Annotated in this window: 29 protein-coding genes; 17 read left to right on the top strand and 12 right to left on the bottom strand. The window is 58.2% G+C overall.

Going from position 1 to position 25,277, the window contains the following annotated elements; all coding sequences use genetic code 11:
* Nucleotides 1-33 precede the first annotated feature (33 nt).
* Together LVY75_03025 and LVY75_03020 are read right to left on the bottom strand one after the other, a co-directional pair.
* The gene (locus tag LVY75_03025) at nt 34-663 is read right to left on the bottom strand and encodes an SGNH/GDSL hydrolase family protein (GenBank protein ID XAZ20953.1); all 630 of its coding nucleotides are present in this window, start codon (nt 661-663) and stop codon (nt 34-36) included.
* Nucleotides 663-1,784, bottom strand: a complete 1,122-nt coding sequence (locus LVY75_03020; protein XAZ20952.1) for an acyltransferase — start codon at nt 1,782-1,784, stop codon at nt 663-665. Before LVY75_03020 ends, LVY75_03025 begins: the two co-directional genes overlap by 1 nt.
* Nucleotides 1,785-2,388: 604 nt before the next feature.
* On the opposite strand from LVY75_03020, the gene LVY75_03015 reads away from it, so the two are divergent.
* Complete coding sequence (locus LVY75_03015; GenBank protein ID XAZ20951.1) at nt 2,389-3,567, top strand: acyltransferase; 1,179 nt, start codon at nt 2,389-2,391, stop codon at nt 3,565-3,567.
* A gap of 156 nt (nt 3,568-3,723) precedes the next feature.
* On the opposite strand, the gene LVY75_03010 is transcribed toward LVY75_03015, so the two are convergent.
* A complete protein-coding gene (locus LVY75_03010; protein XAZ20950.1) occupies nt 3,724-4,731 on the bottom strand; it encodes an acyltransferase in 1,008 nt (335 codons plus the stop codon).
* A 358-nt stretch (nt 4,732-5,089) separates the two neighbouring features.
* Between LVY75_03010 and LVY75_03005 the strand changes: the two genes are divergently transcribed.
* The 6 genes from LVY75_03005 (at nt 5,090) to LVY75_02980 (ending at nt 10,829) form a co-directional block, all read left to right on the top strand.
* On the top strand, nt 5,090-6,349 hold the full coding sequence (locus LVY75_03005) for an ABC transporter substrate-binding protein (GenBank protein XAZ20949.1): 1,260 nt from the start codon (nt 5,090-5,092) through the stop codon (nt 6,347-6,349).
* Nucleotides 6,350-6,411: 62 nt separating this feature from the next.
* Complete coding sequence (locus LVY75_03000) at nt 6,412-7,281, top strand: sugar ABC transporter permease (GenBank protein ID XAZ20948.1); 870 nt, start codon at nt 6,412-6,414, stop codon at nt 7,279-7,281.
* The gene (locus LVY75_02995; protein ID XAZ20947.1) at nt 7,271-8,080 is read left to right on the top strand and encodes a carbohydrate ABC transporter permease; all 810 of its coding nucleotides are present in this window, start codon (nt 7,271-7,273) and stop codon (nt 8,078-8,080) included. The genes LVY75_03000 and LVY75_02995 overlap by 11 nt, the downstream gene beginning before the upstream one ends.
* Before the next feature lie 23 nt (nt 8,081-8,103).
* A complete protein-coding gene (locus tag LVY75_02990; GenBank protein XAZ20946.1) occupies nt 8,104-8,853 on the top strand; it encodes a glycerophosphodiester phosphodiesterase in 750 nt (249 codons plus the stop codon).
* Nucleotides 8,850-9,896 carry an ATP-binding cassette domain-containing protein gene (locus tag LVY75_02985; GenBank protein ID XAZ20945.1) on the top strand — a complete coding sequence of 349 codons (1,047 nt, stop codon included), beginning with the start codon at nt 8,850-8,852 and terminating at the stop codon, nt 9,894-9,896. The genes LVY75_02990 and LVY75_02985 overlap by 4 nt, the downstream gene beginning before the upstream one ends.
* Before the next feature lie 45 nt (nt 9,897-9,941).
* Nucleotides 9,942-10,829, top strand: a complete 888-nt coding sequence (locus tag LVY75_02980) for a MurR/RpiR family transcriptional regulator (GenBank protein ID XAZ20944.1) — start codon at nt 9,942-9,944, stop codon at nt 10,827-10,829.
* Between the two features lie 79 nt (nt 10,830-10,908).
* Here the strand turns inward: LVY75_02980 and minE are convergent, their stop codons facing one another.
* The 3 genes from minE to minC are packed head-to-tail and all read right to left on the bottom strand — an operon-like array spanning nt 10,909 to nt 12,751.
* A complete protein-coding gene (gene minE, locus LVY75_02975; protein XAZ20943.1) occupies nt 10,909-11,166 on the bottom strand; it encodes a cell division topological specificity factor MinE in 258 nt (85 codons plus the stop codon).
* Nucleotides 11,163-11,978 carry a septum site-determining protein MinD gene (gene minD / locus LVY75_02970; GenBank protein XAZ20942.1) on the bottom strand — a complete coding sequence of 272 codons (816 nt, stop codon included), beginning with the start codon at nt 11,976-11,978 and terminating at the stop codon, nt 11,163-11,165. The genes minE and minD overlap by 4 nt, the downstream gene beginning before the upstream one ends.
* A gap of 29 nt (nt 11,979-12,007) precedes the next feature.
* On the bottom strand, nt 12,008-12,751 hold the full coding sequence (gene minC / locus LVY75_02965) for a septum site-determining protein MinC (protein XAZ20941.1): 744 nt from the start codon (nt 12,749-12,751) through the stop codon (nt 12,008-12,010).
* A gap of 313 nt (nt 12,752-13,064) precedes the next feature.
* On the opposite strand from minC, the gene LVY75_02960 reads away from it, so the two are divergent.
* Nucleotides 13,065-13,694 carry an alpha/beta hydrolase gene (locus LVY75_02960; GenBank protein ID XAZ20940.1) on the top strand — a complete coding sequence of 210 codons (630 nt, stop codon included), beginning with the start codon at nt 13,065-13,067 and terminating at the stop codon, nt 13,692-13,694.
* 196 nt (nt 13,695-13,890) lie between these two features.
* The gene (locus LVY75_02955; protein ID XAZ20939.1) at nt 13,891-15,159 is read left to right on the top strand and encodes an acyltransferase; all 1,269 of its coding nucleotides are present in this window, start codon (nt 13,891-13,893) and stop codon (nt 15,157-15,159) included.
* 9 nt (nt 15,160-15,168) lie between these two features.
* On the opposite strand, the gene LVY75_02950 is transcribed toward LVY75_02955, so the two are convergent.
* Nucleotides 15,169-15,363, bottom strand: a complete 195-nt coding sequence (locus tag LVY75_02950) for a hypothetical protein (protein ID XAZ20938.1) — start codon at nt 15,361-15,363, stop codon at nt 15,169-15,171.
* Between the two features lie 69 nt (nt 15,364-15,432).
* A complete protein-coding gene (gene rpsU / locus LVY75_02945) occupies nt 15,433-15,669 on the bottom strand; it encodes a 30S ribosomal protein S21 (protein XAZ20937.1) in 237 nt (78 codons plus the stop codon).
* Between the two features lie 490 nt (nt 15,670-16,159).
* Between rpsU and xth the strand changes: the two genes are divergently transcribed.
* Nucleotides 16,160-16,957: an exodeoxyribonuclease III gene (gene xth, locus LVY75_02940; GenBank protein XAZ21301.1), complete on the top strand. Its 798-nt coding sequence runs from the start codon at nt 16,160-16,162 to the stop codon at nt 16,955-16,957.
* Here xth and LVY75_02935 read toward each other — a convergent pair.
* Complete coding sequence (locus tag LVY75_02935; protein ID XAZ20936.1) at nt 16,911-17,207, bottom strand: hypothetical protein; 297 nt, start codon at nt 17,205-17,207, stop codon at nt 16,911-16,913. The genes xth and LVY75_02935 overlap by 47 nt on opposite strands.
* A 206-nt stretch (nt 17,208-17,413) precedes the next feature.
* Between LVY75_02935 and LVY75_02930 the strand changes: the two genes are divergently transcribed.
* Nucleotides 17,414-17,968 carry a hypothetical protein gene (locus LVY75_02930; protein XAZ20935.1) on the top strand — a complete coding sequence of 185 codons (555 nt, stop codon included), beginning with the start codon at nt 17,414-17,416 and terminating at the stop codon, nt 17,966-17,968.
* A 74-nt stretch (nt 17,969-18,042) separates the two neighbouring features.
* Here LVY75_02930 and LVY75_02925 read toward each other — a convergent pair whose 3' ends face one another.
* Nucleotides 18,043-18,306: a hypothetical protein gene (locus LVY75_02925; protein ID XAZ21300.1), complete on the bottom strand. Its 264-nt coding sequence runs from the start codon at nt 18,304-18,306 to the stop codon at nt 18,043-18,045.
* 290 nt (nt 18,307-18,596) lie between these two features.
* Between LVY75_02925 and LVY75_02920 the strand changes: the two genes are divergently transcribed.
* Nucleotides 18,597-18,860, top strand: coding sequence for a hypothetical protein (locus tag LVY75_02920; protein XAZ20934.1), 264 nt, complete (start codon nt 18,597-18,599; stop codon nt 18,858-18,860).
* 13 nt (nt 18,861-18,873) lie between these two features.
* Entirely contained in the window at nt 18,874-19,248 is a 375-nt protein-coding gene (locus LVY75_02915; protein ID XAZ20933.1) for a GFA family protein, read from the top strand.
* A gap of 91 nt (nt 19,249-19,339) precedes the next feature.
* On the opposite strand, the gene LVY75_02910 is transcribed toward LVY75_02915, so the two are convergent.
* Together LVY75_02910 and LVY75_02905 are read right to left on the bottom strand one after the other, a co-directional pair.
* Complete coding sequence (locus tag LVY75_02910) at nt 19,340-19,729, bottom strand: hypothetical protein (protein XAZ20932.1); 390 nt, start codon at nt 19,727-19,729, stop codon at nt 19,340-19,342.
* 197 nt (nt 19,730-19,926) lie between these two features.
* Entirely contained in the window at nt 19,927-21,432 is a 1,506-nt protein-coding gene (locus LVY75_02905; GenBank protein ID XAZ20931.1) for an oligosaccharide flippase family protein, read from the bottom strand.
* Nucleotides 21,433-21,674: 242 nt separating this feature from the next.
* Between LVY75_02905 and LVY75_02900 the strand changes: the two genes are divergently transcribed.
* The 4 genes from LVY75_02900 to LVY75_02885 are packed head-to-tail and all read left to right on the top strand — an operon-like array spanning nt 21,675 to nt 25,198.
* Nucleotides 21,675-22,346, top strand: a complete 672-nt coding sequence (locus tag LVY75_02900; protein ID XAZ20930.1) for a hypothetical protein — start codon at nt 21,675-21,677, stop codon at nt 22,344-22,346.
* Nucleotides 22,343-22,972 (top strand): HAD family phosphatase, encoded by a 630-nt coding sequence (locus tag LVY75_02895; protein ID XAZ20929.1) that lies wholly within the window; start codon nt 22,343-22,345, stop codon nt 22,970-22,972. Before LVY75_02900 ends, LVY75_02895 begins: the two co-directional genes overlap by 4 nt.
* Nucleotides 22,969-24,462: a glycosyltransferase family 2 protein gene (locus LVY75_02890; protein ID XAZ20928.1), complete on the top strand. Its 1,494-nt coding sequence runs from the start codon at nt 22,969-22,971 to the stop codon at nt 24,460-24,462. Before LVY75_02895 ends, LVY75_02890 begins: the two co-directional genes overlap by 4 nt.
* Nucleotides 24,455-25,198, top strand: coding sequence for a hypothetical protein (locus LVY75_02885; protein ID XAZ20927.1), 744 nt, complete (start codon nt 24,455-24,457; stop codon nt 25,196-25,198). The genes LVY75_02890 and LVY75_02885 overlap by 8 nt, the downstream gene beginning before the upstream one ends.
* Nucleotides 25,199-25,277 lie beyond the last annotated feature (79 nt).

Here is a 25,277-nt window from a genome sequence, read left to right as displayed (position 1 = left end):
TTCCCGGCATGGCAGGCTTTGCCTGAGCTGAGCTCAGTCAGAGCATGTCCCGCCGATCGCCTCGACGATTGTCGGCACCATGACTTCAGCCGCAGCGGCAGGCGTGGGATGGACGCCATCCGGGATTCCTGTCGAGAGTTCGCGGTTCGATAGCTTCGCCCAACCGGCGCTATGATCGATCACCGCAACGTTCCATTCTGCCGCAACACTGCGGTGAGCCGAAATGTAGCTCTCGAGATAGGGTCTGATCGCGCCCCGCAGCCCCGACATAGGGTTCATCACCATCATGAAGATACGCGCATGGGGCAATCCCGTCCGCAGCCTTTCCAGGATGGTTGAAAAGTTCCGCTGGCTGGCACTGACGCTCATCCAGCGGTTCAAGGCAGCGTCATTGGCGTAAAACTCGACGAGCACTATGTCAGGGCTCTCGGCGATCACCCGGTCCACAGAAGACAAAGCCCATTCGGTGGTTGAGCCACTCTTTGCCACAATGGCGATATCAACGGGGCGGTGAAGGCACTGCTCGAGGGCGTTCTCGAGACCTGCCTGCCATCCGCCCCTTGCCGTCAGCGATGTGCCGAACGTTACGATCTTCAGTCCTGCCGCGGCCACATCAGCCCCCTGCAGAAGAAAGAGAGCGATCAAACCGGCAGCAAGTTTCATCAGCCATTGGAACCCGCGGCAACGGTCGTCGGCGCCGCACGCCTTTTCTTCAACTGCATGATCTTCTCTTCGAAGAAGACGAAGGAAGCGATCGCTACGATCATCGTCAGAATGAAGGCCGTAACAATCTGCATGACCTGGAACGCCGTCCCGTCCCGCATCCCCGTTGCTATGGCGACAAGCCGTCCTGACGGACCAAGCAGCAGGCCGTGAAACAGGTAGAAGCCGTAACTGACAACGCCTACGCCGCGGATCAGCGGAAGATCAAGAAATCTGGTCGCGGCAGAGTTCTGGCAGACCGTCACCAGCATGATCAGCAATCCGGACAGAAGCGGCGCAATGATCAGCGCTGCATTCGGATGTCCGCCAAAAATGAAATAGAGGTGCTGCAGAACCAGGAGCACGCCCAGCGCAAGGATCGCCAGACTGGAAAAACGCAGGTTGATCGTGCCGAGCTGTCTGGCGACGAGTCCGAAAACGCCGCCGACGGCAATGGCATAGAAGCCCGACAGGGAGTTGACGCGGAACATGAGTTCATCGCCAAATACCCACAGGCTCGAAACCGCAAGCAGCAGAAGCAGGAATATCAGAAGGCTGGACCGCCAGTATCGTGATGGCAGCCAGATGAACAGCAACGGGAACAGCACGTAGAACTGCTGCTCCACCGCAAGCGTCCACAGGTGGGACAAGGGTCCCAGCCAATCATGTCTGACGAAGCCGATATAGATGTTGGTCGTGTAGGTCACGAGCCAGCTGATACTGCCGTAAAATTTGTCGACATTGTCGCCCGCGACAAGGGTAACGGTCGACAGGAAGATCAGTGCCAGTGTCAAATAATAGACTGGGAAAATCCGCAAGGCTCGATTGCGCATGAAAAGCGCGATCTCTGTCGAAGCATCGGAACTTCCCGCTTCGATGCGCTGCCGCGCCCGAAACAGGATTGGCACGATCAGGAAGCCGCTCAACGCAAAGAATACCCAAACGGCAAGCGTTCCCGATTCCGACCTTTTTGTCAGGCCCGCATGATCGGTCAGTACGAAGAGAACACATATCGCCCGAAGGCCGTCGAGACCTTTGATGGCTTTGCCGACACCGAATACCTTCTGATAGATTTCGTGCATACTGGTTCCTTGGCGGGTATTTACATCAGACCGAAAAGATGGACCTGGCGTCCGGCCATCCATGTCGACCGCAACAGACGTCCTGGCGCTTCATCGGGCAGCTTTGACGGAATTCTGGAGCCTTTTGGAAAGGTTGGCGATGGAGCGCTCTCCAGCATCTACGATTAAATCAGGCTTAAGACTATCAACGGAATGCACCCGTGCCAAGCCAAAACCCCTTCCCGGCGCCATAGCCCCGAGCCATTTTCGATTGGCACCCTAACACAAAGAAAGGACGCGCAAACGGCGCGACTGTGACAATTTCGCGAAATATCGTGATCTCGCCGGAAGCCGTTCCGAATTTTGTTGCAATGCGGTATCATATCGGAATTCGTCGCCAATTTCTCCTGCCCGAATTGAAGCCAGAGAGAAAATGCATCTGGACGCGATGACTCCGGGGTCCTAAGAAAGCAGGGACAAAATCGTTCTCGGCTCTTCTCAGGTACCGATAGACATAACCGCTGCCAACTATGACACGCGGAAGCATAGGCTGGCGCGCATGGGTGACAGCGGTAAAAATCTTGCTTGAATCATCGATGAAAATCGAGCGAACGAAAGGCTTTCAATGACGCTGCTAGCACCTGCCTCCCCGCCGCCGGCCGATAATCCCGCCTATGGTTATATAAGAGGTCTTGACGGCTTGCGGTTTGCCGCGGTCCTGATCGTCGTCGTTGCACATTTCCGGCTCTCGGCCGCGATCCCCGGCGGTTTCGGCGTCACGATTTTCTTTGCAATCAGCGGGTTTCTGATTTCGAGACTCCTGCTGTCGGAAGAACGGAATTATGGGAAAATATCCCTGCCGCGCTTTTTCGCCCGGCGATTCCTGCGGCTGATGCCGCCGCTTTTTCTGATGATCGCCATAACCGTGCCGATCTATCTGATCTTCGATCGCGAAAACGTGCTGGTCAGCCAGATTTTGCTGGCGATCTTCTATCTAGGCAACGTACCGGTGGTGATGAATGTCTTCACGCCGATGCCCGAAGGAATTCACAGTTACGGTCCTTTGTGGTCGCTGGCTGTCGAAGAGCATTTCTATATGTTCTTCCCATTCCTGCTTCTCGCCCTGCGGACGTGGTCTTCTCGCGTTGTACTGCTCATCGGCGTCGTGATTCTCAGCCTGGCGCTGCGCATCCTGGCAGCCTATACCGTTCCAGACCCGGAAAGCTTCAACTACTATTTCACGCTGACGCGCCTGGATTCGATCGCCTGGGGCTGCCTGCTGACATTCGGCCTCGCCAATGAAGCGATCAGGAGCCATTTGGTCAAACTTCGTGGCTGGAAGACCTTCCTGTTCGCCATCATTCTTCTGCTTGGCGGCATTGCCTTCCGCAATCAGTTTTTCCAGGACACCTTCCGCTACACCGTCCACGGCTTCGGCATGTTTCTACTGATCAACGCCTTTGTTTTCGGAACGGCAACGGAAAAACTCGTTCGCCTGGCCGAATGGCGGCCAATCCAAATGGGCGGACGCATCAGCTATGAAATGTATCTGTGGCACCTGCACGTATGGTTTGTCGTCGGGCTGGTTTTTGCTGGAAATTACTGGCTTCGATTCTCGACGAGCGTGATCCTGACAGCCGTCGTAGCCTACGCGTTTTATAACCTGACGACGACAGCGACAAAGCGCTGGTCCAAGAAAGCTGGCAGCAAAAGCGTCGAAGACGAACGCCAGAAGGTTTACCAGACGGTATCGACCGCCGATGAGACTGACGTCCCCGAGGCAAGAACGCGCACCGCCAGCTGAAGCAGGAAGAAATCGAAACGGCTTTCCTTTTGTTTGGAAAGCCGTTTTCAAGGGACAAGACCTAGCAAGCACTTACCTGGAAATTACCCGGGACTGAACCGGGTCCCGCTGTTTCAATTGCGGATACGCGGCCCCTTTTGAACCGCGCCTCTCTCCTCATTCCATCGCGGCAGCGATTGGGCGCAGCGATCCGATGCGGCCGATCGCATACTTGACGATGATTGGCCCGACGACACCTGCCGTTGTCGCAAGGAGGAGAAGCAGCAGCGCCTGATCGCTGACAGAGAAGAACCGCCCGAAGACGGCCTTCACCGCTCCGACAAACATCGTGTTCAACAGGTAGATAGCGAACGCGTTCTGGCCAATGAATTCCAGGACGCGGTTCTGGTTGCAAAGCCGGGAGCGGATAAGACCGTGGAACACGACGAGCGACGCCATGCCGACGAGGAAATAGCGCCATTCGGAATCGAAGGAGAGATAAAGAAGTACGAGGAAGACCGCAGTCGCGGGAATGAAATACCGCTCGACGAACCGCTCCCAAACGTCCTTGTGCAGGCAGGCGATGCAGCCTGCCATGAAGAACGCATAGAACATGAAGATGCGGTTTATGTAGACGTAGTCCAATATCGAGTCATTGTAGAACATCATGACGTGCAGGCCGAACATGATGATCGATGCCGCAAACAATATGTTCAGGCTTACATTCATGCGCGAGAACAGGAACGTCGTGCCGATCGAAAAGTAAAAAAGCACGATCAGGTACCATACGAACATGGACGGGCTCTGCTCGGTATGGATGAAGACGTGCTGAACAGAGAGCAGCAGGTCATTGACCGGCTTGTCGACCGATACGAACTGACCTGCGAAGAATTTTCCGAGAATGACGATGGCCGCCATGATGAAGAACGGAATAAGAAGCCGCTTTGCGCGCTTTGACGTATAGGTCGACAGCGACCCCTTCAGTTTGTGAGCGCCGACATAGACGAAGACATAACCACTCAGGAACATGAAGAGCGGCATGTGGAAAGCGTAGATCGCCTTACGCAGACCAATAGCCCATACAGGGAAAGCTGCATCATAGGTATGCCCCCAAACGACAAGGATGATAGCCAATCCTTTGAGGCGTTCGATATCACCCAGCCATTTACGCTGAGGCCTTGCCATGGGCTGGGGAGCTGAATCCATTTGCGACGTGTTCGCCGCGTCTTCTTGCTGGGACATATGATCTCTATTTAACATTTGAGATAAAGGCGGGCGTCACCGGGAATATCACGCTGTCAGCTACCTGCAAAGCATAAAGCACCGCAGCGTTCGACCAGTCGGACCGCCGACAGAAGCCCGCCCCCCTTCACCGGCGCATTCGATCACGGCCGAACTGAAGCTCTCTGTCACCAGGCATCGGACTTAGAGACCCCCGCCCTCCTCTGTCACGAAAACTTCGCACAGCCTTCAACAAACTGTCTCGTCTGCGCGCTATCCGTCGCCAAAACGGAATGCAATTTTTTTTGCAGAGGAGAAAATTATGTCAAACAAATTGCAGAATACGGCTGCCATCAGCCTTGTCGCTCTGATGTCCATGGTCGGTTCGGCGCATGCCGATACGACCGTGAAGTTCTGGCACAGCTTCAGCAAATCGTCCGGCGAAGCGCTCAACAAGATCATCACCAATTTTGAAGCTGCCAATCCCGGTATCCATATCGAGGGCGAGTTTGTGGGCGATTACAATGACATCGTCGCCAAGCTGCAGGCCGCCATTCCCGCCAAACGCGCGCCTGATGCCGTCATCATGGAAGTCACCCGCTACGGCCTCTTTGCCGACCGCGGCGCCCTGACCGACCTGACACCCTATTTCAACGCCGACCCGCTAAAGGACGACCTTTACGACTACGCACGTGAGGTCGGCGTCTATAACGGCAAGAACTACATCGTGCCGTTCAACTCCTCCACGCCGGTCCTCTATTACAACAAGGACATCCTGGCGCGCGCCGGCTTCACGACGGAGCCGCCGCTGAAGACTTTCGCAGATATTCTTGCCGTTTCGAAGACAATCACCGAGAAGCTCGGCTCGGAAGGCATCACCGGCATTGCAGCCCCTGGCCAGTTTGCGCGCTGGGGTCTCGTCATGTCCAATGACAGCGAGCTCATCGATTCCAAGACCAACGATGTCCTGCTCGACTCGCCCAATACGATCGAAGCCTATCAGTGGATGGCCTCGCTCGTACATGACCAGAAGGTCGCCTCCCCGGATAGCGTCACCGATGAAGATGTCGGCCGCGACGCTTTCTTTGCCGGCAAGGTCGGCATCTCCCTGAATTCGACGGGCGATTACGGCGGTGCCAAGAAGGCGCTCGGTGACAAGCTCGAAGTGCGTCCGATGCCCTGCAACAAGGTCTGCTCGGTTCCGATCGGCGGCGCCGGTATCGGTATCCTATCAACCTCTTCTAAGGATGTTCAGGACGCCGCTTACAAGTTCATCAGCTACGCTGCTTCGCCGGAAGCCAATTCCATCTGGTTTGCCGCAACCGGCTACCTGCCGATCAACAAGAAGAGCGCCGCCCAGCCGGCTGCCATCGAAGCGCTTGCCAAGAAGCAGGGCATCGACGTCGCCATCAAGCAGCTTGATTTCGCTCATGGCCGCGCTCGTCCGCCCGTCGTCACCTGGATGCGCTCGACCGAATACAAGATGTGGGAAGCCATGGCGCTCGGGCAGCGCGATGTCACTGAAACGATGAAGGATTTTGCCGCGCAGACGCGCGAAGAAGCCAAGCGTTCCAGCAACTGAGCCTCTCACTTCAGCAATACGGCGGGTCTTGAACGGCCCGTCGTCTCAACTGTTCCGGTCCCATGCTGCGCAAACTCACACCCTATCTTCTTGTCGCACCGTTGATGATCTTCATCACGGTCTTCACCTACATTCCCGTCATCACCAGCGTGAACCTCAGTTTCCGGCACTGGGACTTCCTGTCGCCGACTATGCCTTTCGTCGGCTTTGAGAATTACCGCCTGCTTTTGAACTCCCGCGACTTCTGGAATTCCTTGCAGGTAACCGCGATCTTTGCGCTGTTCTCGGTGCCGATCCGGCTGGCGCTCGCGCTTGCCGTTGCAAGCTATCTCGTGCGCGAAACCTTGCCCTCAAGGCTCCTGCGCGGTGCGCTGTTTCTGCCCTCCGTAACCTCGACAGTCTCGATCGCCGTTGTTTTCTCCTGGGTCTTCGCCACCGATTACGGCATGGTCAATGCGGCGCTGACTTCGCTCGGCCTCGGCAAGGTGCAATGGCTCCAGGATCCGCAACTCGCGCTCTGGGTGCTGATAGTAGTCAACACATGGAAGCAGCTCGGCTACGATATCGTGATCTATATCGCCGGCCTGCAGGCGGTGCCGCAGGAACTTTATGATGCTGCCGCCGTGGATGGCGGCCGCCGCTTTCATGTCTTCCGGCGCGTGACCGTGCCCCTGGTCATGCCGACCACCTATTTCCTGCTGGTGATTTCGGTGATTGAAGCCTTTCAGGTCTTCACCATCGTCAACATCATGACCCGCGGCGGCCCGGCGGGTGCGACCGATATGCTGGTCAATCTGCTCTACCGCGTCGGTTTTACCCTTTTCGATATCGGCAGGGGATCGGCGCTCGCCGTCCTGCTCTTCATCTTCCTGATCGTGCTCGCGCTGATCAAATCCTTCGTCATCGGCCGGAGGGTTCACTATGAGGCTTAAGAACCGTCTTGTGACCGGGCTCGCGCTTGCTGCCGGCCTGATCTTCCTGTCGCCCGTACTCTATTCGATCTGGATGTCCTTCGAGACAGCGCAGTCCTATTACACGGGCCAGTACGAGTTCACGCTAGACAACTACGTCCGGGCCGTCGCCGAATACAATTTCGCGCGCTACCTGCTGAACAGCATCATCGTGTCGGGCCTGGTGACGCTGCTCGGCATTACGGTCGCAACCATGGCAGCCTTTGCCTTCGCGCGCTACCAGTTCCGCGGCGGCAACCTGCTCTTTGGCGCGACCGTCGCCACGCTGATGATCCCGAGCCATATCAGCCTGATCCCGAACTACCTGACACTCGCCAAGGCCGGTCTGCTCGATACCTATGCCGGTCTCATCCTGCCCGCGATCTCGAATGGCTTTGCCGCCTTCTTCCTGCGCCAATACATCAAGGGCATCCCGAAAGCGCTGGACGAGGCCGCCTATATGGACGGCGCAACACCGCTGCAGGTGCTGTGGCGCGTGATCGTGCCGATCGCGAAGCCCGCCATCTTTTCCATGGGGCTCTACATATTCATTAGTGAGTGGAACAACTACATCTGGCCGCTCGTCGCCGTTGGCAAGGAAGACCTCTACACGCTGCAGATCGGTCTTGCTCGCCTTTATCGCATCAATCCCGGTGAAGGTCTGGTCGATTGGCCACTCGTCATGGCGGCCTGCACCCTCAGCATGCTGCCCGTACTGCTCGGCTTCCTGCTGGTCGAGCGACATCTCGTGCGCGGCATTACGCTCGGCGCGGTCAAATAATCATGAACAAGGACAAGCATAGAATGACACGCATCGCTTCGCATCGCGGCGGCACTCTGGAATTCGGCGACAGCACGCCGCACGGTTTTGCCGCGACGGCAAGAATGGCGCTGGAAGAAGTCGAGTTCGACGTCCATCCGACAGCCGATGGCGCAATCATGGTTCATCACGACGCTACTCTTGACGGAACGACGGACCGCAGCGGCGTGATCGCGGCGATGAGCGAGGCGGAGGTTCGCGCCGCCGTCATCAATTACGGTGCCGGCGGACATCCGATCTCGCTTGCCGAACTCTGCGCCCTCTATGCCGACAGCACGGTTGACTTCCGCTGCGAGATCAAGCCGGGGGTCGACGGTCGCCCCTATGAGAGTTTCGTACCGCATGTCGTAGAGACCCTCGCCCGCCACGGTATGCTCGAGAGGACGATCTTCTCCTCCTTTCTGGTGGAATCGCAGGATGCGCTTTCAGCGGCAACCAGCCGGCCGAAACTCTGGCTCGTCAGCCCGCCAGTGCTGCGTCAGCTCGGGGCCGCGGCTGTTATCGAAGTCGCGAAGTCTCATAATATCCCGGAAATCGGCGTCCACGTGGACACCGCCGATACGGCACTGATGGCTGAAATTGAAGCCGCAGGGCTCGATTTTGGTTGCTGGGCGGCCCATTCGGCCAGGCAGATCGAAAAGGTGCTGGCACTTGGCGTGAAAGTCTTCACGACAGACCGCCCAAGCCTTGCCATCGCCATACGCAATCGCATCGAGGCGGAGACTGCGCAATGAGCGGGATCGTCGTGCGCGATATCAGAAAGTCCTACGTCGGCGGCCCGCAAGTCCTGCACGGCGTCTCCATGGATATCAAGTCCGGCGAATTCATCGTTATCGTCGGCCCTTCCGGTTGCGGCAAGTCTACCCTACTGCGCCTCATCGCAGGGCTTGAGCGGTGCGATGAGGGTGATATCGAAATCGGCGGCCGGCGGGCCAACGATCTCGCTCCGCAAGATCGCGACATTGCCATGATCTTCCAGAACTACGCGCTCTATCCCCATATGACGGTGCGCGAGAATATTGCCTTCGGCCTGGAACTGCGCGGCATGCCGAAAGCCGAGCGCAATGCGCGGGCTCAAGATGTGGCAAAGATGTTGCAGCTCGAAGCCTATCTCGATCGCAAGCCGGGTGCCCTTTCCGGCGGTCAGCGTCAACGTGTGGCGATGGGCCGGGCCATGGCGCGCAACAGTTCCATCTTCCTGATGGACGAGCCGCTGTCGAACCTCGACAACGCGCTGCGGGTCGCCATGCGCACCGAAATCAAAGAGTTGCATCGCCAGCTCGGCGCGACAATCGTTTATGTCACGCATGACCAGACCGAGGCGCTTTCACTGGCCGACAGGATCGCGGTGATGAAGGACGGAAATCTCCTGCAGTTCGACACGCCGGAGGCAATCTATGACCAGCCGCAGAACCGCTTTGTTGCGGGCTTCCTGGGTGTTCCCGCGATGAATTTCATGCCTGTCGAGCATCTTCCGGGCTGGCGGGGCCGACCGGGCCTGACCGCCGGACTAAGGCCCGAATCCATGACAATCCGCGCCGAGGAACCTGCGGAGCCTGCCTTGCCCGTCCGGCTCATGCTGTCGGAAATGACAGGGTCTGATATCATCCTGCATTGTGAGAGCCCGGCCGGACGCATCACGCTTACCAGTCCGCGCAAGGATGTACCGCGCCATTCCGACAACTTCTGGGTCATGTGCGACCTTGACCAGGCCGTGTTTTTCGATAACCAGAGCGGGAGCCGCGTCGATCTTTCAGCCGGAGATCGTCGAATTTAGGCGCCGCTGATCGTTCCGGTTTGGAAAAGCGCAAGAAGTGATGCAATGGAAAGACAAAGCGAGATTCCGCAGCTTCTCGGCGATCTTATCAGCCGCAACTCGACGAAGCTCACCGAGGCCGATACGCGCCTTCTCGACGTGATGATGCAGGATCCTATCCGCGCGGCGATGGAAAACGGCAAAACGGTCTCCTTCCGCGCCGGTGTACATCCGGCCTCGGCGGTGCGGCTGGCACGCCGCCTTGGCTTTAAAGGCTATCCGGAATTCCGGACCTTTCTGCAGGCGAATCTCATCGAAGGCGGCGGCGATTTTGAAAGCCCGGCCGCCCGCATGGCCGCCCGTCTCGTCCGGGCGGAGGACGGCGGCGTGCTTTCCTCCGTTCTCGACAGCGAGATCACTGCGCTCCAGCAGGTGCGCAACGCTGTTGCCGACGCCGATATCAGAGGTTTTTCCGAAGTGCTGCGCGATTGCCGGCGCGTCTTCGTCTTCGGGCGTGGGCATTCTGCCGCCCTCGCCTCGCTCATCGCCCTGAGGCTCAATCGCTCGGGCTATCCGTCAGTCGATCTCGCCAGCCAGATGCATCTGATCGCCGAAGTGCTGGCTACGTTGAAAACCGGCGATGTCGTCTGGCTGCTTGCCTTCCGCAAAGCCTCGCCCCTCATCCATCAGATCCGAATGATCGCAGCCGAAAGAGGTGCCAGGGTGCTGGCGCTGACCGATCTGCTCAGTATCCGCATCGATCCGGCACCCGACAGGCAGATTTCGGTTTCCCGCGGCGACGCCGGCGAATCCCAATCTCTTGTCGTTCCCATGACAATCGCCAACGCGATCATTCTCGACCTGGCCGCGATCGATGACGGCCGCTCGCTGCGGGCGCTTGGGGCCTTCAAGGCTTTCCGCGCCGACTGCGGTCTCTCACCGGTGATCCTGTAAGGCCAGAAATCCGCCACCGTGAGGAACATGAGATTTTCCCGGGAGACATTTCAGCCTCCCGGATAAATCAGCTCGTAGCTCAAGCCGCCCGGGCGGCCTTGGCGGGGATTTCGACGTCGATTTCGAGGATTGAGACGTTCTCGCCGCGATCGATCCTGATCTGCAGGCGATCGCCTTCGATTTCGACATGCTTGGCGATCACAGCAAGGATCTCTTCTCGAAGGATCGAAACGAGATCCGATCCGGGAGAGATTCGTTCATGTGCCAAAAGCAGTTGCAGGCGTTCGCGCGCAACCGGCGCGGTTTTCCTCTTCTGAAAGAAATCGAATACGCTCATGCTGCCCTCCGTCCGAAGATCTTGCCAAACAGACCACGCTTCTCGCCGGGGATCGAAACCGGAAGAACTTCGCCGTTAAGGCGACGGACCGCTTCGAAATAGGCCTTGGCCGGCGCACTGCTCTGATCTGCAAGCGTCACCGGAGCGCCAAGGTTGGACGCACGCAACACATCCATGCTTTCCGGGATGATACCGAGCAGCGGGATCGACAGGATCTCGAGCACGTCATCCACTTTCAGCATGTCGCCGCGTTCGGCACGGGTGACATCGTAGCGGGTGAGAAGCAGATGCTTTTCGATGCGCTCGCCGCGCTCCGCCTTTTCCGTCTTGGCATCCAGAAGACCGATGATGCGATCGGAATCGCGTACCGAGGAAACTTCCGGATTGGTGACGATCACAGCGATATCGGCGTGCCGCATCGCAAGCGTTGCACCACGTTCGATACCGGCCGGGCTGTCGCAGATGACCCAGTCGAAATGCTTCTTAAGCTCGGTGATGACGCGCTCGACGCCTTCTTCGGTGAGGCAGTCCTTGTCGCGGGTCTGGGACGCCGGCAGCAGGAACAGCGTTTCGAGGCGCTTGTCACGGATCAGCGCCTGGGTCAGCTTGGCGTCGCCCTGAATGACATTGATCATGTCATAGACGACCCGGCGCTCGGCGCCCATGACGAGATCGAGGTTGCGGAGGCCAACGTCGAAATCGACGACCACGACCTTCTCGTTTCTTTGCGCCAGCGCGGCCCCCAACGCTGCAGTCGAGGTTGTCTTGCCAACGCCACCCTTACCCGAGGTTACAACAATGACCTTTCCCATATCCCTCTCCTGTTTGAACCATTCACCCGTTAAATCAGTCGCGACGCCATGATCGCATCATTCTCAAGCCATAATTGCGCAGCCTGGCCACGCAGATCCGCCGGCAGATCGTCGGCGGTCTTGTAGATCCCGTCGATTGCCAGAAGCTCGGCCTCCAGCTTGCGGCAGAAGATTCGCGCCGCTGAATTGCCGATCGACCCGGCGAGTGCGCGTCCGCGAAGCGCGCCATAAACGTGGATCGAACCACCGGCGATAACTTCAGCGCCCGAAGCGATGGATCCGATGACCGTTACATCCCCCTCGGGAAAAACAATCGACTGACCGGAGCGCACCGGCTCATGCAGTACAAGCGAAGACGGAGCTGCACGAACAACCGGTGCAACGACTTCTCGCACTTCGGCCGGCTGCGCCTTGTTCGGTTTCCGCGCCTCGGTCTCCGCGCTAGCGGTAGGCATCTCCACATCAGCGGCCGGTCGCCCACCAACCATGCCCGGCGGCATGCTGGCGTCGAGCTGCGATGGTCGCGCGCCTTCAATACCCATCACTCTGACGCCGCGCTCGCCGAGAGCCGCAACCATTCCCTTGAGGGCGGCACGATCCAGCGCGAGTTCACTGACATCCAGAACAACCGGCCTGCCGAGGAAGAAACCAGCTGATCGCGCAGCGAGGTCGTCGAGACGTACGAGCCAATCCTCGAACGGCAAATCAGGTGTCAGCACGACCGCAAGAAACGATCTGCCTTTGATGCGAATGGAGCGCGCTTCGGTTAACACGTTAGTAAACTTGGTTAATTTCGGTTTAAAAGCTTTAGCTGCTTCATGGTTAACAAATCGTTAACGCAGTGCTGATGGAGCCAAAAAATGGCTCCCTGAAACGCTGGCGAACAATCCACTCAACGGCGCACCTCATACGGGTTATATTTCGGCCTTTTGCCTGAAGAATCAGGGCCTTGCTTGATTTGAGGGGCAATAGAAGCCGGAAAGCCTTCGGTCGATTGAGAGCCATGCTCTTGCTAAGATCGCATGTTCGCTCGCAGAGTATCGCCGCCTGTATGACAGACTCAGATCAAGGGCACGCGGAGAAGAAATGACCAGCTTTTTGATTACGGGACCGGAAACGGCAAGTTTCACCATCCTCCTTGCCCATGGTGCAGGCGGAGCGATGGATTCTGCGTCGATGACCGGTCTAGCGAAAGCGCTGGCAGACGGCGGCTTCAAAGTAGCTCGATTCGAGTTTGCCTATATGGCCCAGCGTCGCCAGACCGGAGCGGTAAAGCCGCCTCCTCGTGCAGACCATCTGCTCGGCGAATATCGTGCGGCGATCGATGAACTCAATGCCGGCAACCTGATCATCGGGGGCAAGTCGATGGGCGGTCGTGTCGCAAGCATGATTGCAGACGAGACTTTGGCGGCGAAGAAAATCCGGGGCCTGCTTTGCCTCGGATATCCGTTTCACCCGCCGGGAAAGCCAGACCAGCTTCGCACCGCGCATCTGGAAAGCCTGCAAACGCCCACACTGATCTGCCAAGGAACGCGTGACCCCTTTGGATCAAGAGACGAGGTCGCAACCTATTCGCTCTCCGATCAGATCGATCTGCTCTGGCTGGAAGATGGCGACCACGACCTCAAGCCCCGGAAGAAGATCTCGGGCTATTCCGTTGGCGACCACATGCAAAAACTATCCGCATATGCAGCGGCCTGGGCAAAACGGTTATAGTAGTCGGGGAAATACGCGCATAACGCGATTTTTCTGTCGAAAGCGGCCACTTCTCCGCATTTAAGACTATTCACTAAACATTTTTAAAGGGTTTGCTTGATCGAATGGCGCCCTCGCGCATCCGCGCGGAAATCAGGTCCTGAACGAAGCGGCTCTCAACTGAACATGCGCTTTGTCATCCGGCGGGAAATAAGGCATGGGCACGACTGACAGCAGGAAGATCCACGGCAATCTTTCCATCTATCTCGACCTGCTGCGGTTCGGCGCAGCCGTTGTCGTATTTCTCTCCCACGCGCATGTCTTCCTTCTCCCCTCCATCAAGATCGGACCTCTTGGTTGGGGGCGGGAAGCGGTCGCCGTTTTCTTTGTTCTTTCAGGATTTGTTATCAGCTACGTCAGGCAGGTGAGCGAAAAGGAGTGGCGCGTATACGTTGTCGCCCGTCTCGCCCGAATTATGCCTGTTGCCCTGCTGGCGATTGCCGTGATCTTCGTGGCCGACAGTATCGGGACGCATGCCAACGGCTTTTACTACGATTTCATCAACACCGGCTTTTTCACGCCAGTTTCGATCGAAGCCGCGCTCGCCTATGTGACCTTCACCAATCAACTATGGTTTGCGCATGCCGTTTTCGGCAGCGGCGAACCTTACTGGTCGCTGGGCTTTGAAGTTCAATACTACCTGTTCTTCGGCCTGCTGGCCTTTTCGCCGAACCGCGCGAAAATACCGTTGCTGTGCCTCTGGGCCGCTTTCGCCGGCCCGAAAATCCTGATGTCTATGCCGTTGTGGCTCATGGGCTGGTTGACGATGAAGTGCGTCATCGAGCGCCCACCCTTTCGGCGTCCCATCGCGATCGCAATGATTGCCGCATCGGTCGTGCTGTTCTTCAGCTTGAAATTTTTCGCCGATCGCGCCGCAACCAACATGTACGAGACCTGGTCACCACCTCAAGAAGCGATCAACTTCGTCTACTTCAATCTCATCGGCGTTGCCGTGGTCTTGCATCTTATCGGTGCGGCATCGCTGCTTCGCCAGGCTCGGCCACTGTTCGAAAAGACAGGTCCGGCGATTAGATGGCTGGCTGGCGGCAGCTTTACGCTCTATCTTGTCCACCAGCCGCTCATTCTCATGTTTGCATCCTTCCTGCATCCGGTGGAGGAGCATGTTCCGACGGCGGCAGCCCTGCTGGTTGCCTGCTTCGTCCTTTGTTTCCTGCTGGCAGAGGTCGCCGAACGCCGAAAGAAGTTCTTCGCCCGGCTCATCGTGAGCCTGCTGCCAGCGCTGTCGCGGACAGGCCAGAGAATGCCCGTCGATATTGCTGCCGACCCGGTTATCTCTAACCACGCAACGCCGACGACTTCGCAGCTCATTCGCGTTCTCGAGGAAATGCAAAACGCGCTCGATGGAGAAGAAAAAGTGGTCGACAGTCATGACGCACCACCTCGAGACCGCGTATCGCGCGCTTGAGTGCCCTCCTCAGTGAACGCTCGGGAGCCTTACCGCGGAGGCGAAATCTTCTGCCACCAGTTCGCTGATCGCAATCAGTGTTTCCTCGATCGTAAAACCAGAAGCCACAGTCGCCTCGATCAGATCCTGCAGATCAGGTCCGATAGCCTCGCGGCAATCGTCAAGCCGATCATCGGAAACCGTCAAACTACGCAACTCTTCCATGATGTCCCTTTCCAGAACAGAGGGGCCAGAATAGAGCGCCACCGGCTTATTGCGGCGGCGCTGCTGTTATCAGCGCGCAGACGCGCGGCGTCTTGCTGCCGGTAGAAGCCCTTCACGCTGCATCTTCTTGCGGGCAGCCTTGCGCTGCCGGGCTATCGCCTGGGCTTTTTCGCGGACGCGGCGTTCGGAGGGCTTTTCATAGGCCCGACGCTCCTTCATTTCTCGAAACAGTCCTTCGCGCTGCATCTTCTTTTTCAGCGCGCGCAGAGCCTGTTCAACATTGTTGTCTCTAACGATGACCTGCATGTTTTCTCCTTGCGAATGATGGAACCGAACCCGCTCGCCTGGCGATCTCGCGGCATTCGTCCTGCACGGGTGGGCGCAAATCCAAGCAGGCTTGGATCAAACGATCAGAGGATCTGGCTTTGCCGCTGCGTGGTTGCGGCTGCGATAGGTACTGGACCAGCCAATAGTCGATGTTTGCCAAAGTCTTGTCTGGACCGCGCTTCCTCAAGAGGAGATCCTGCGGTCCGATGGGAGCTTACCCATCCGATACGGGTGATAGGAGGTAAGTAAGAGCGGGGTGACGTTATTGCAAGCAGGCCTGATTCCACCTCGGCGTCCGGGCAAAGGAACTTTCTGAAGCCATGTACATTCCCCTCGCCGAGTGCGGACCGTGTCAACCGGACGCGACGGGGATGGTGAACATGGCGATTTTTCCGGTTTCCCACCATGGCCAACGAAATGGCAGACGAGCACCCAACCTGTCCGGCCCGCCTCGCCGTCTGGAGGTCGATTGAAAATAGCCACCTACAATATCAACGGAATTGTCGGCCGCCTCCCAATACTCGTGCGATGGCTGCAAGAAGATGCGCCAGACATCGTCTGCCTTCAGGAGCTGAAGACTCCCGATGATAAATTCCCCCAACGGGAGATCGAACGCTTAGGCTATCGCGCCGTCTGGCACGGCCAAAAGAGCTGGAATGGCGTGGCAATCCTTGCGAGAGACGTTCTGCCGGTGCTTACGCGCCGAGGCTTGCCGGGAGACCCGGACGACAGCCACAGCCGCTACATCGAGGCTGCCGTAAGCGGTCTGCTGATCTGCTGCGTCTATCTTCCAAACGGCAACCCTGTGCCCGGCCCCAAGTTCGACTACAAGCTGCGCTGGTTTCAACGCCTGCATCACTATGCCGGAGAGCTCCTGGACATCGAAGTCCCGACCCTCCTCATCGGCGACTTCAACGTCATACCGACAGACATGGATGTCTATTCGCCGGAACGTTGGCGCGATGATGCCCTGTTCAGACCAGAGGTCAGGAAGGCCTATGCCAGGCTGGTTCAACAGGGATGGACGGATGCGCTTCGCCACCTTCATCCGGACGAGCGAATCTACACCTTCTGGAAATACTGGAGAAACTCATTCGAACGGGATGCCGGACTGCGGATCGACCATGTTCTTCTCAGTCCAGACATCGCCCCACATCTTCGCTCTGTGAGCGTCCGGCGCAATCCGCGCCGGTGGAACCACACGAGCGATCATGCACCCGTCATGATTGAGCTCGACCTGCCTTACGTGGCGGGCGAGAGCCGTTGAGTTCACAAGTATAGAGCGCCGGCGAAACCTCCTCATCCGCACGCTCCGGAAAAAGTTGCCGGCGTATGCGATCCAGTGCCTCTGCTTCCTTGCGCGTTCTTGCAAGCAGATCGGGGGTAACATCGCCGTAGCGTTTGCCATCCGCCGAAGCAACACCGACCGTCCCGCCGCTCGACAGGAAGTCGCAGAAAGATCGCACGGATCGAAGACGCGTGGTGATCTCGATATAATAGCTATCGTAGCCGGCCATGCTCATCTCCTTCGCTCTCAAAGGTTAACGCGCACTGCGTCAATATGATGGCGCTCATTGCGTGGCTCGGCGGTAGCTTCCTGAAAGCACGGCCCTGAAAGCACGGCCGCGATCGAAGCCGTGGGTCATCACCTGCATGGGCGTTATTCTCTTTTGGTGGAACATTCATCCGTCCACCGCCTTTGTTCTCTCAAGGAGAAATTGCCATGGCCAACGCTCGCACCACTTTCCACGAAGTCGTCTCGGAGATCGCCGCGCTCACGATTTCAAATGCAGCCGATCATATCGGTCAGTGGACGGTTGAATATCTGACCCGACGCGAAATCTTCTATCAGTTTTCGGGAAATTGCAGTCTCGCAGGTGAGGACGTTACCGGGCATCGGTTCGACGGTACACGCGACACGCTGACAGCCCTACCACCAAATCTGCTCGTTCCCGCCATCTCCGATTTCGACAACAACACAATCATGGCCTTCTATATCGGGCCGAGCATATCGGTGACGACGATCGCTCGGGAAGCGGTCGATTGCTCCGTGCGGGCTCCGGAAGTACTGCTGGTAGACATCACCGTCGATGACGAAGATTTGCTTTCAGGTACAAGATCACTGACACGGCTGGCCTTCGTTGGCCTCGATGCCGATGAAGGATGGTCGCCGCTTGTTCCATGCGCCGATATCCTGACCATAAGTGACATGATCCACCCGTTCTGGTGCCACGGCAGACAGGTTGCCAGGGGCGGTCTGCTGCAGATCAGGATCTGACGAGACGATCCTGCGCCAGATGCGAGCTCAAGTCCGGGGCTTCTCATGTTCGTGAGCGGTCGCCGGGTCGTCACTCAGTCGAATAACTCACCACGTCCAATCTGTCCTTGCTTCGCATCGATATCGCTGATCGACGGATCCTCGGCGGGATCCGGATCCCTTGTGTTTGCTTCCTTGAGCGAGCGGGCCGCCTCGACCAGTGCCACTGTTATTTCATCCGTGCTCCAGCCCGCCGCGTTGGCATCAGCGACAAGCGCCTCCAAGGCCATACGGGCAGCGTCTGTCGCCTCCTGATACCGATGCGTAGGATCATTCGTTGTCGGAACTGGAAAACTCATATGCGTTCCTTTCGAGCGTTCGAACAGATGTGGTGTTTGAAGTGAACGCAGAGGATTGCAATTGGATGCGTCGATCATCTCGACGTGCGACGCAAGCCAGCTTGTATCAAGCAAGGCTCCTCGATGAACGCCCGTCTCTTGGCAGCGCGGAGTGAAACCTTGAGTGAACCACACCCGCGCAGAGCGCAGAAACGAAGACCCCGGAACCAACCGCGAGCATATCGGTTGATACAGTGAATTCCAAGCCACGAGAGAAGCGTAACCCGCGGAAAAGCCGAAGGGAGGTTTCAATGTATGTGAGCGACGCAAAGGTAACGCACCGGCACAAGGCCTGGCATGTCGATTTCTTCGGCGATGCCGGTGAGCAGTTGACTGTACGCCTTCCCGAAGCGGCGGCGGCGAGCGAAGAAGCCGCACTCGATCGCGCCAGGGAAATGATGGTGCAGTTGACGCCCTTCGGCACTCGCGGCGGCAAGCCAAGCCTCAATCGCTACGACAGTTTGAGCAACGGCAATTTCGACGACGATCAAACGCTCGTCGGAGTGAAGCATTAAGGGAGGGAGTTGGATGACCATACGACAGGGGAGCTGCGGTTGCGGCAAGATACGCTACCAGGTCGAGGGTGAGCCGAAACGGATCGGGCTTTGCCATTGCACCGACTGCCGGCAGGAAAGCGGCGCAGCCTTTACCTACTACGCCATCTGGCGGAAGGGCGCGTTCATGACCACGGGGGAAACCGCAGTGCATCACGGCCGCCATTTCTGCCCGACCTGCGGTTCGCGGGTCTTTGCCTACGACGAAGACGAGGCCGAGATCAAACTCGGAACGCTTGAGGACGCGCCAACCGGCCTCAAGCCCACCTACGAGCTTTGGATCAAGCGGCGCGAACCCTGGCTACAGCCGGTGGAGGGAGCAGAACAGTTCATGGAAGATCGTATCTGATCGACGTGGAGAGTTTGGCAATGGCCCACAGGCGATCGATCCCTGTTATCGCCGAACTCCCCGTCAATTATTCGCTTCGGGCTGATCACCCTTAGCGAGAACGCAAAAAGGCGAGAGGCATCACTGTCATGCCGGAAGAAGGCAGTGATCTGGACCGTGCCGCCACCAGGAGCGTCACGGCAATGATGCCGGCGAGTTTCAGCCAGGGATAGTTCGCAAGCCGCTGATTGGCTCTCCCATCCGCCGATTGGGCGCGTGTCGAAATGGCGGTCTTTGCCTGCTCGCGGAGGAGAGCGACGCGTCGGCGCAACGACGTCAGGTCCGCCTGCAATCTTGCGAGCTCGGCAGTCTCCTGCTCCTCCGCCGATTGATCGACCCGCGGCAACATAGCCTCCTCCGCTTCGGCCGCCTTTTCGATATCGGCAAGATGTTCATCAACCTCGGCTTTCGTTTTGAATCCGCGCGTTCGTATATCCGTCATGGGCACCTCCATCCGGCGGGTCGATTATCGCAAGATGAGAACGCGCTCAGCGGTGATAAGTTCGAAGCTCGCGGATACATCCCGCCTTGTGCCCGAAATCTCACGCGACAGACAATCGAGTGGGCATCTCGTTCCCCACTGCACGGTCGAGGCGCTCGACCAAAGCTCGGTTTTAGAGGGCATCAGCATCCGGGCCGCTAGCGCGCACCTGTCACATGGTTCAGCTCCGCCATCAGGGCGCGACCGCTGGACCACGCGATGACGACATAGGCAAGCAAGCCAACCACAACCCCCATCAACAAGTCCACCAAGGGCAAATGCAGGCTGCCGCCTGTCATATGCAGGGCCAGACCGACGGCGCCGACCATGACGCAGGCGCCCAGCCCGGCGGGAAGAACCCTGCGCAACAGGGAGGGCCAACGGAAACCCGTGCCGCGCTGCAGGAAGTAGAGAGAGATTGAGGTGGTCAATGCCGCAGCCACGACCTGCGCGATCGCGATATTGACGAGGTCCGGGCGGACCCAGCCGGCAATCGCAAGACAGGCGAGGCTTGTTGCTGTGAACACCATATTCAGCCGTGGCAACAGGGAGACCCGGCCGATAATGCTGAGTACGGGTTCGTTGAGCATCTGGATGACGGCAATACCGCGCGCAGCTGCCAGAAGAATAAGCACTGGGGCGGCCGCGAGCCACTGGACCCCAAGCAGCACGCTGACGAGCTGCTCGGATACGACGGCAAGCCCCATGAAGACGGGAAGAGCGGCAAATGCGGTAGCCGCCATGATCAATGACGTGAGCCGGCTGAGGCCTTCCGCCCCGCCGCCCGCCGCGCTCTGCTGGCGGGAGAAATAACTCCATGCCAGCATTCGCACGGGTTCGGAAATGAGCTCTGTGACCGCGCCGACGATGCGGCTTGCCATTCTGTAAAGGCCGACCTCCGTCGCGCCGATGAAGAACACGATCAGGAATTCCGCACCGTAACTTTGCGCGAACTGCATCAGGCGTGACGCCAGGAGCCGTGTAGAATAGGCAAGCGCCTCGCGGGCGGTTGTTAGTTGGAATTCGAAGCGCGGAAGCCAGCGCGCAAAGCCCGTCGACATCAGGAGAGCGACGATGACGACGCAACAGCGTCCTGCCGCGAGCGCGACAATGCCCCAGCCGAGCAACAGTCCGCCGGTCGTCACCAGAAGGCCCGCAAACTCCGATGCCGCCTGATAACAGGCAAGTTCACGCAGGCGTCGTCCCCTGACCAGTACGCCGCTCTGGCAGATAATGAACGTTCCGGGCACGATGGTCGCCATCAGCAGCAAGAGAGTGACAAAGATCGATCCGGTGGGTGCCAGCCAGACGAGCGAAACGACAAGCCCGATCAGGCCAAGGATGGTGAAGGCGAAACCGCTTGCAAGCGCGCAAAAAAGGACCGTACCGGGCAGCTCTCGATCGTGCGGCGCAGCAATCAGGTATTCGCTCCATCCGGCTTCGGCAATCTTCGATTGCAGCAACACGGTCGAGGAGACCATGGCAAAGACGCCAACGTCGGCCGGTGAGAGGACGCGGGCCGCGACGAGCAACGTACCGATACCGCAGAGCTGACTGACCAGACGAGCGCCCGAAACCCATAGCGCATCCCGCGATGTAGAGACACTACGCGGCTCCTGGTCCTGATCTGCGCCGAGTAGTGATGCCGTACTAGATGTGCCCATGGTCACATGTTCTATTGAGTTTATCTGGAATTTATATTTGCATTATTACGCGTACCGCACGTGTTACCAAAGTAACAACTTTGGTGTATATTCTATGTTGACGATCTATACTCACTTCTGCATAGTCAAGATGGAATTACAATCCTGCATATGAAGATTGGTCGGCACATGCATGGATTTCATCCGGCCCTTTGTGACGACACAAATCGTTTATTGGCCAATTTGGCCGGAGGTACATAATAATGATCATACTTGCACATCGTGGCTGGTGGCTTGCCCCCCATGAGCGGAACACTTTAGGGGCATTCGACAAGGCTTTTGCCGCCGGGCATGGCGTCGAACTGGATGTTCGCGACCTGGATGGCGAACTGGTTATTTCACACGATCCCGCCACAACCGGCGCATTGTCCTTTGCGCGCGTTCTTGAGTGCTATGCAGCAAATGGCGCCCCGGGCCGGCTCGCCATCAATATCAAGGCGGACGGCCTCTGCCCTGCCCTGGTGCCGATGCTGGAACAGTATGGGGTGACGAAACGTTCGTTCGTTTTCGATGCCTCAGTTCCCGATCTCAGGCCCTATCTCGACAGCGGCATCCCGGTTTTCACCCGCTATAGCGAAGTCGAGCTCTACCCATCCTTCTACGAACGTTGCGAGGGTGTCTGGGTAGATTCCTTCACCGAAAAGCCGGCATCCATCGAACGCGCGATTGATGATCTCCGACGCGGAAAATACGTCGCGATGGTCTCGCCGGAACTGCACAAGCGCCCGCATGAGGCAGTCTGGGCTGCCTGGTCCGGCGCATTGCGACAGGCTGCGAAGAGTGGGCTTCCACTCGAGCGGCTGATGATCTGTACCGATCTGCCCGATGCAGCCGAGCAGAGCTTTGCCTGGATGGTTGAGGAGGAAGTCACATGATCCGTGCTGTTTTGTTCGACATGGATGGCGTGCTGATCGATGCCAAGGAATGGCATTATGAGGCGCTGAACCGGGCGCTCGATCTTTTCGGCATGCCGATCGATCGCCAGGCGCATCTCACCACGTTCGATGGCCTGCCGACCCGCCGCAAGCTGGAGATCCTCTCCCGTACCAACGGTTTGCCGAAGGGACTGAACGAGCTGATCCATGAGCTGAAGCAGGACTATACGATGGAGCTGATCTACACCCGCTGCAAGCCGGTGTTTGCCCATCAATATGCGCTCAGCCGTCTCAAGCACGACGGCTACAAGATCGCTGTCTGCTCGAACTCGATCCGCGTCACCATCGAGTCCATGATGCGGCGCGCCGGACTGGCGGACTATATCGACCTCATCGTATCGAATGAGGATGTCACCCGGGCCAAGCCGGATCCGGAAATGTATGTGACGACGATGGAGCGCTTCGGTCTCAGGCCGGATGAGTGCCTTATTCTCGAAGACAATGAATATGGCCTGAAGGCCGCGCGAGACAGCGGCGCTTACGTCATGCAGATCGGAACACCGGCCGACGTTGTCTACGGCCGGATCGTATCCGAAATCAAGCGTGTATCGGAGGTGATGGCATGATCGTCCTGTTCCCCACCACGGGCACAAGCCCGCATTTCAGCCCGGAAGACTACGCCTATCCGCGCCCGCTCATCGAAGTGGCCGGAAAGCCGATGATCCTGTGGGCCATCGAAAACATGAAGTCGCTTGGCGGCGATACGCATTTCCTCTTCCTCGTCGATCAGCAGGATGCCGTCAAATATTCCTATGAGCGGATCTTCGACCTCAGCACCAATGGTCGCTCCGAAGTCGTCATGCTGAAAGGCGCGACCGCCGGTGCGCTCTGCACCTGCCTGATGGCGATCGACAGGATCGACCCGACCGAGCCGCTGGTGATTGCCAACAGCGACCAGATTATCGACACCCGCCTTGCATCCGTGATTGCCGAATTCGAGGCAGCCAAAGCGGATGCCGGCGTCATCACCTTCGAGACGATCCACCCGCGCTGGTCCTATGTGACGCTTGGCGATGACGGCCTGGTCAACCGTACATCCGAGAAGGATGTGATCAGCAACAAGGCGATCGCCGGATTCTATTATTTCCGCGAGGCCCAGATTTTCTTCAAGGCCGCGACCGCTGCCTTGAGGCACGGGGTCACGGTGGATGATCGCTACTATGTCAGCTCCTCGCTGAACGAGGTCATCCTGGATGGCGGCCGTGTCGTTTCCGCAAGCGTTCCGGCAGACCGCTACCACAGCTTCTACAATCCGAAGATGATCGAGAACTTCGAGCTCAATGGGGTCCGCCGCCTGTCCTCCGCACAGGCCCAGCGACCCGTGCAGCTGGTAGTTCCGGCCGCCGGCCGGGGCAGCCGCTTCGCCAAAGTCGGGTTCACCCGCCCAAAGCCCTTCATCGACGTGCTTGGCCGGCCGATGATCCAGCATGTGCTGGAAAACACGCTGCCGCCCGGCGGACAGCCGACGGTCCTGCTGCTGCGAGAACATCTGGACAGCCAGGCGGATGCGGTGGCCGAACTGCGCTCCCAGGGCGTCGGGATCGTTTCGGTCGATCAACTTACCGAAGGCACCGCCTGCACTGTTCTGCTGGCGCGCCAGCACCTCGACGAGGAAGCTCCGCTTCTCATCGCCAATTCCGACCAGGTTGTGGACATGCGTATCGTCGATTTCATCGATGACTGCATGTCGCGCGATCTCGACGGATCGATCCTCGTGTTTCGCGATCCGAAGCGCGACCCGAAATGGTCTTTCGCCGAAACCGATGCCGCAGGTTTCGTGCTCAGGGTTGCCGAAAAGCAGCCGATCTCCGAACTGGCGACGGTGGGCATCTACTTCTTCCGCCGCGCCGGCGATTTCATGAAGGGCGCGCTCGACATGATGGTGCACAACGACCGCACCAACAACGAGTTCTATGTCTGCCCGGCCTATAATTACGCCATTCGCAACGGTGCGCGCATTGGCGTTTACGAGATCGACGTCAGGAACATGCACGGGCTCGGCACGCCCGAGGATCTGGCCGAATATCTGCAGGGTCGCGAGCCTGCCTATGCGTGACGTCGCAACCAGCCCGAGCGCGATGGCGCCGCTGAACATCATCATTCCCATGGCCGGGAATGATTTTGAGCGACCTGACGGCTCGGTGAAGGCGGAAACGCCGGTTGGAAAGACGACATTGCTCGGCGCCACGCTGGAGGCGCGCTCCTGGTGGAGCGGTGCGGCTGTGCCTGTTTTCGTGCTGCGGGACAGGCCAGCATCACAGCGCTACGCCCGCGAAACATTGCTGGCGCGCTATCCAACAGCGCGCATCGTTTGGCTGTCCGAAATGAGCGGTGGCGCCGCCTGGAGCGCTGCGGCCGGTATGGCACTCGTCGCGTTTCCGGACGCGCCTGTCGTCATCGATCTCTGCGATATCATGTTCGATTGCGATGCTGATATTGCCGACATCTTCGCTGCCGACGCCAATCTCGGCGGTCTCGCGCTCACATTCGCTTCCCGCCATCCGCAATACAGCTATCTCAGCCTTGGAAAGGATGGCCGGATGCAGGAGGCAAGGGAAAAGGTCGTCATTTCCGATCATGCATCGGCAGGCGTTTATGCTTTCCGCAACGCCGCCGTTTTTCATCTGGCTCTGGCCCACAGCCTGGAGAACCGAGCGCGCCTTTCGCACAACGGCCTGCTCTTTGTCTGCCCGATGCTGAACGGCGTGGTCGCTCACGGCTTCGATGTCCGGACGCTACCGGCGCGCAATGTGTTCGATGTGAAGATCGCAGACGCGGCCCTTGCCGGCTAGCGTCGACGACGGAGGAAATACTTGTGCCGTCCCGCTTCGACCGGGACAAGCGGAGCCTTGCTGACGATCCCTTGACGCG

The sequence above is a fragment of the Sinorhizobium sp. B11 genome, from assembly GCA_039725955.1.
Lineage (GTDB): Bacteria > Pseudomonadota > Alphaproteobacteria > Rhizobiales > Rhizobiaceae > Rhizobium.
This window is presented reverse-complemented; position numbering and strand designations above follow the sequence as displayed.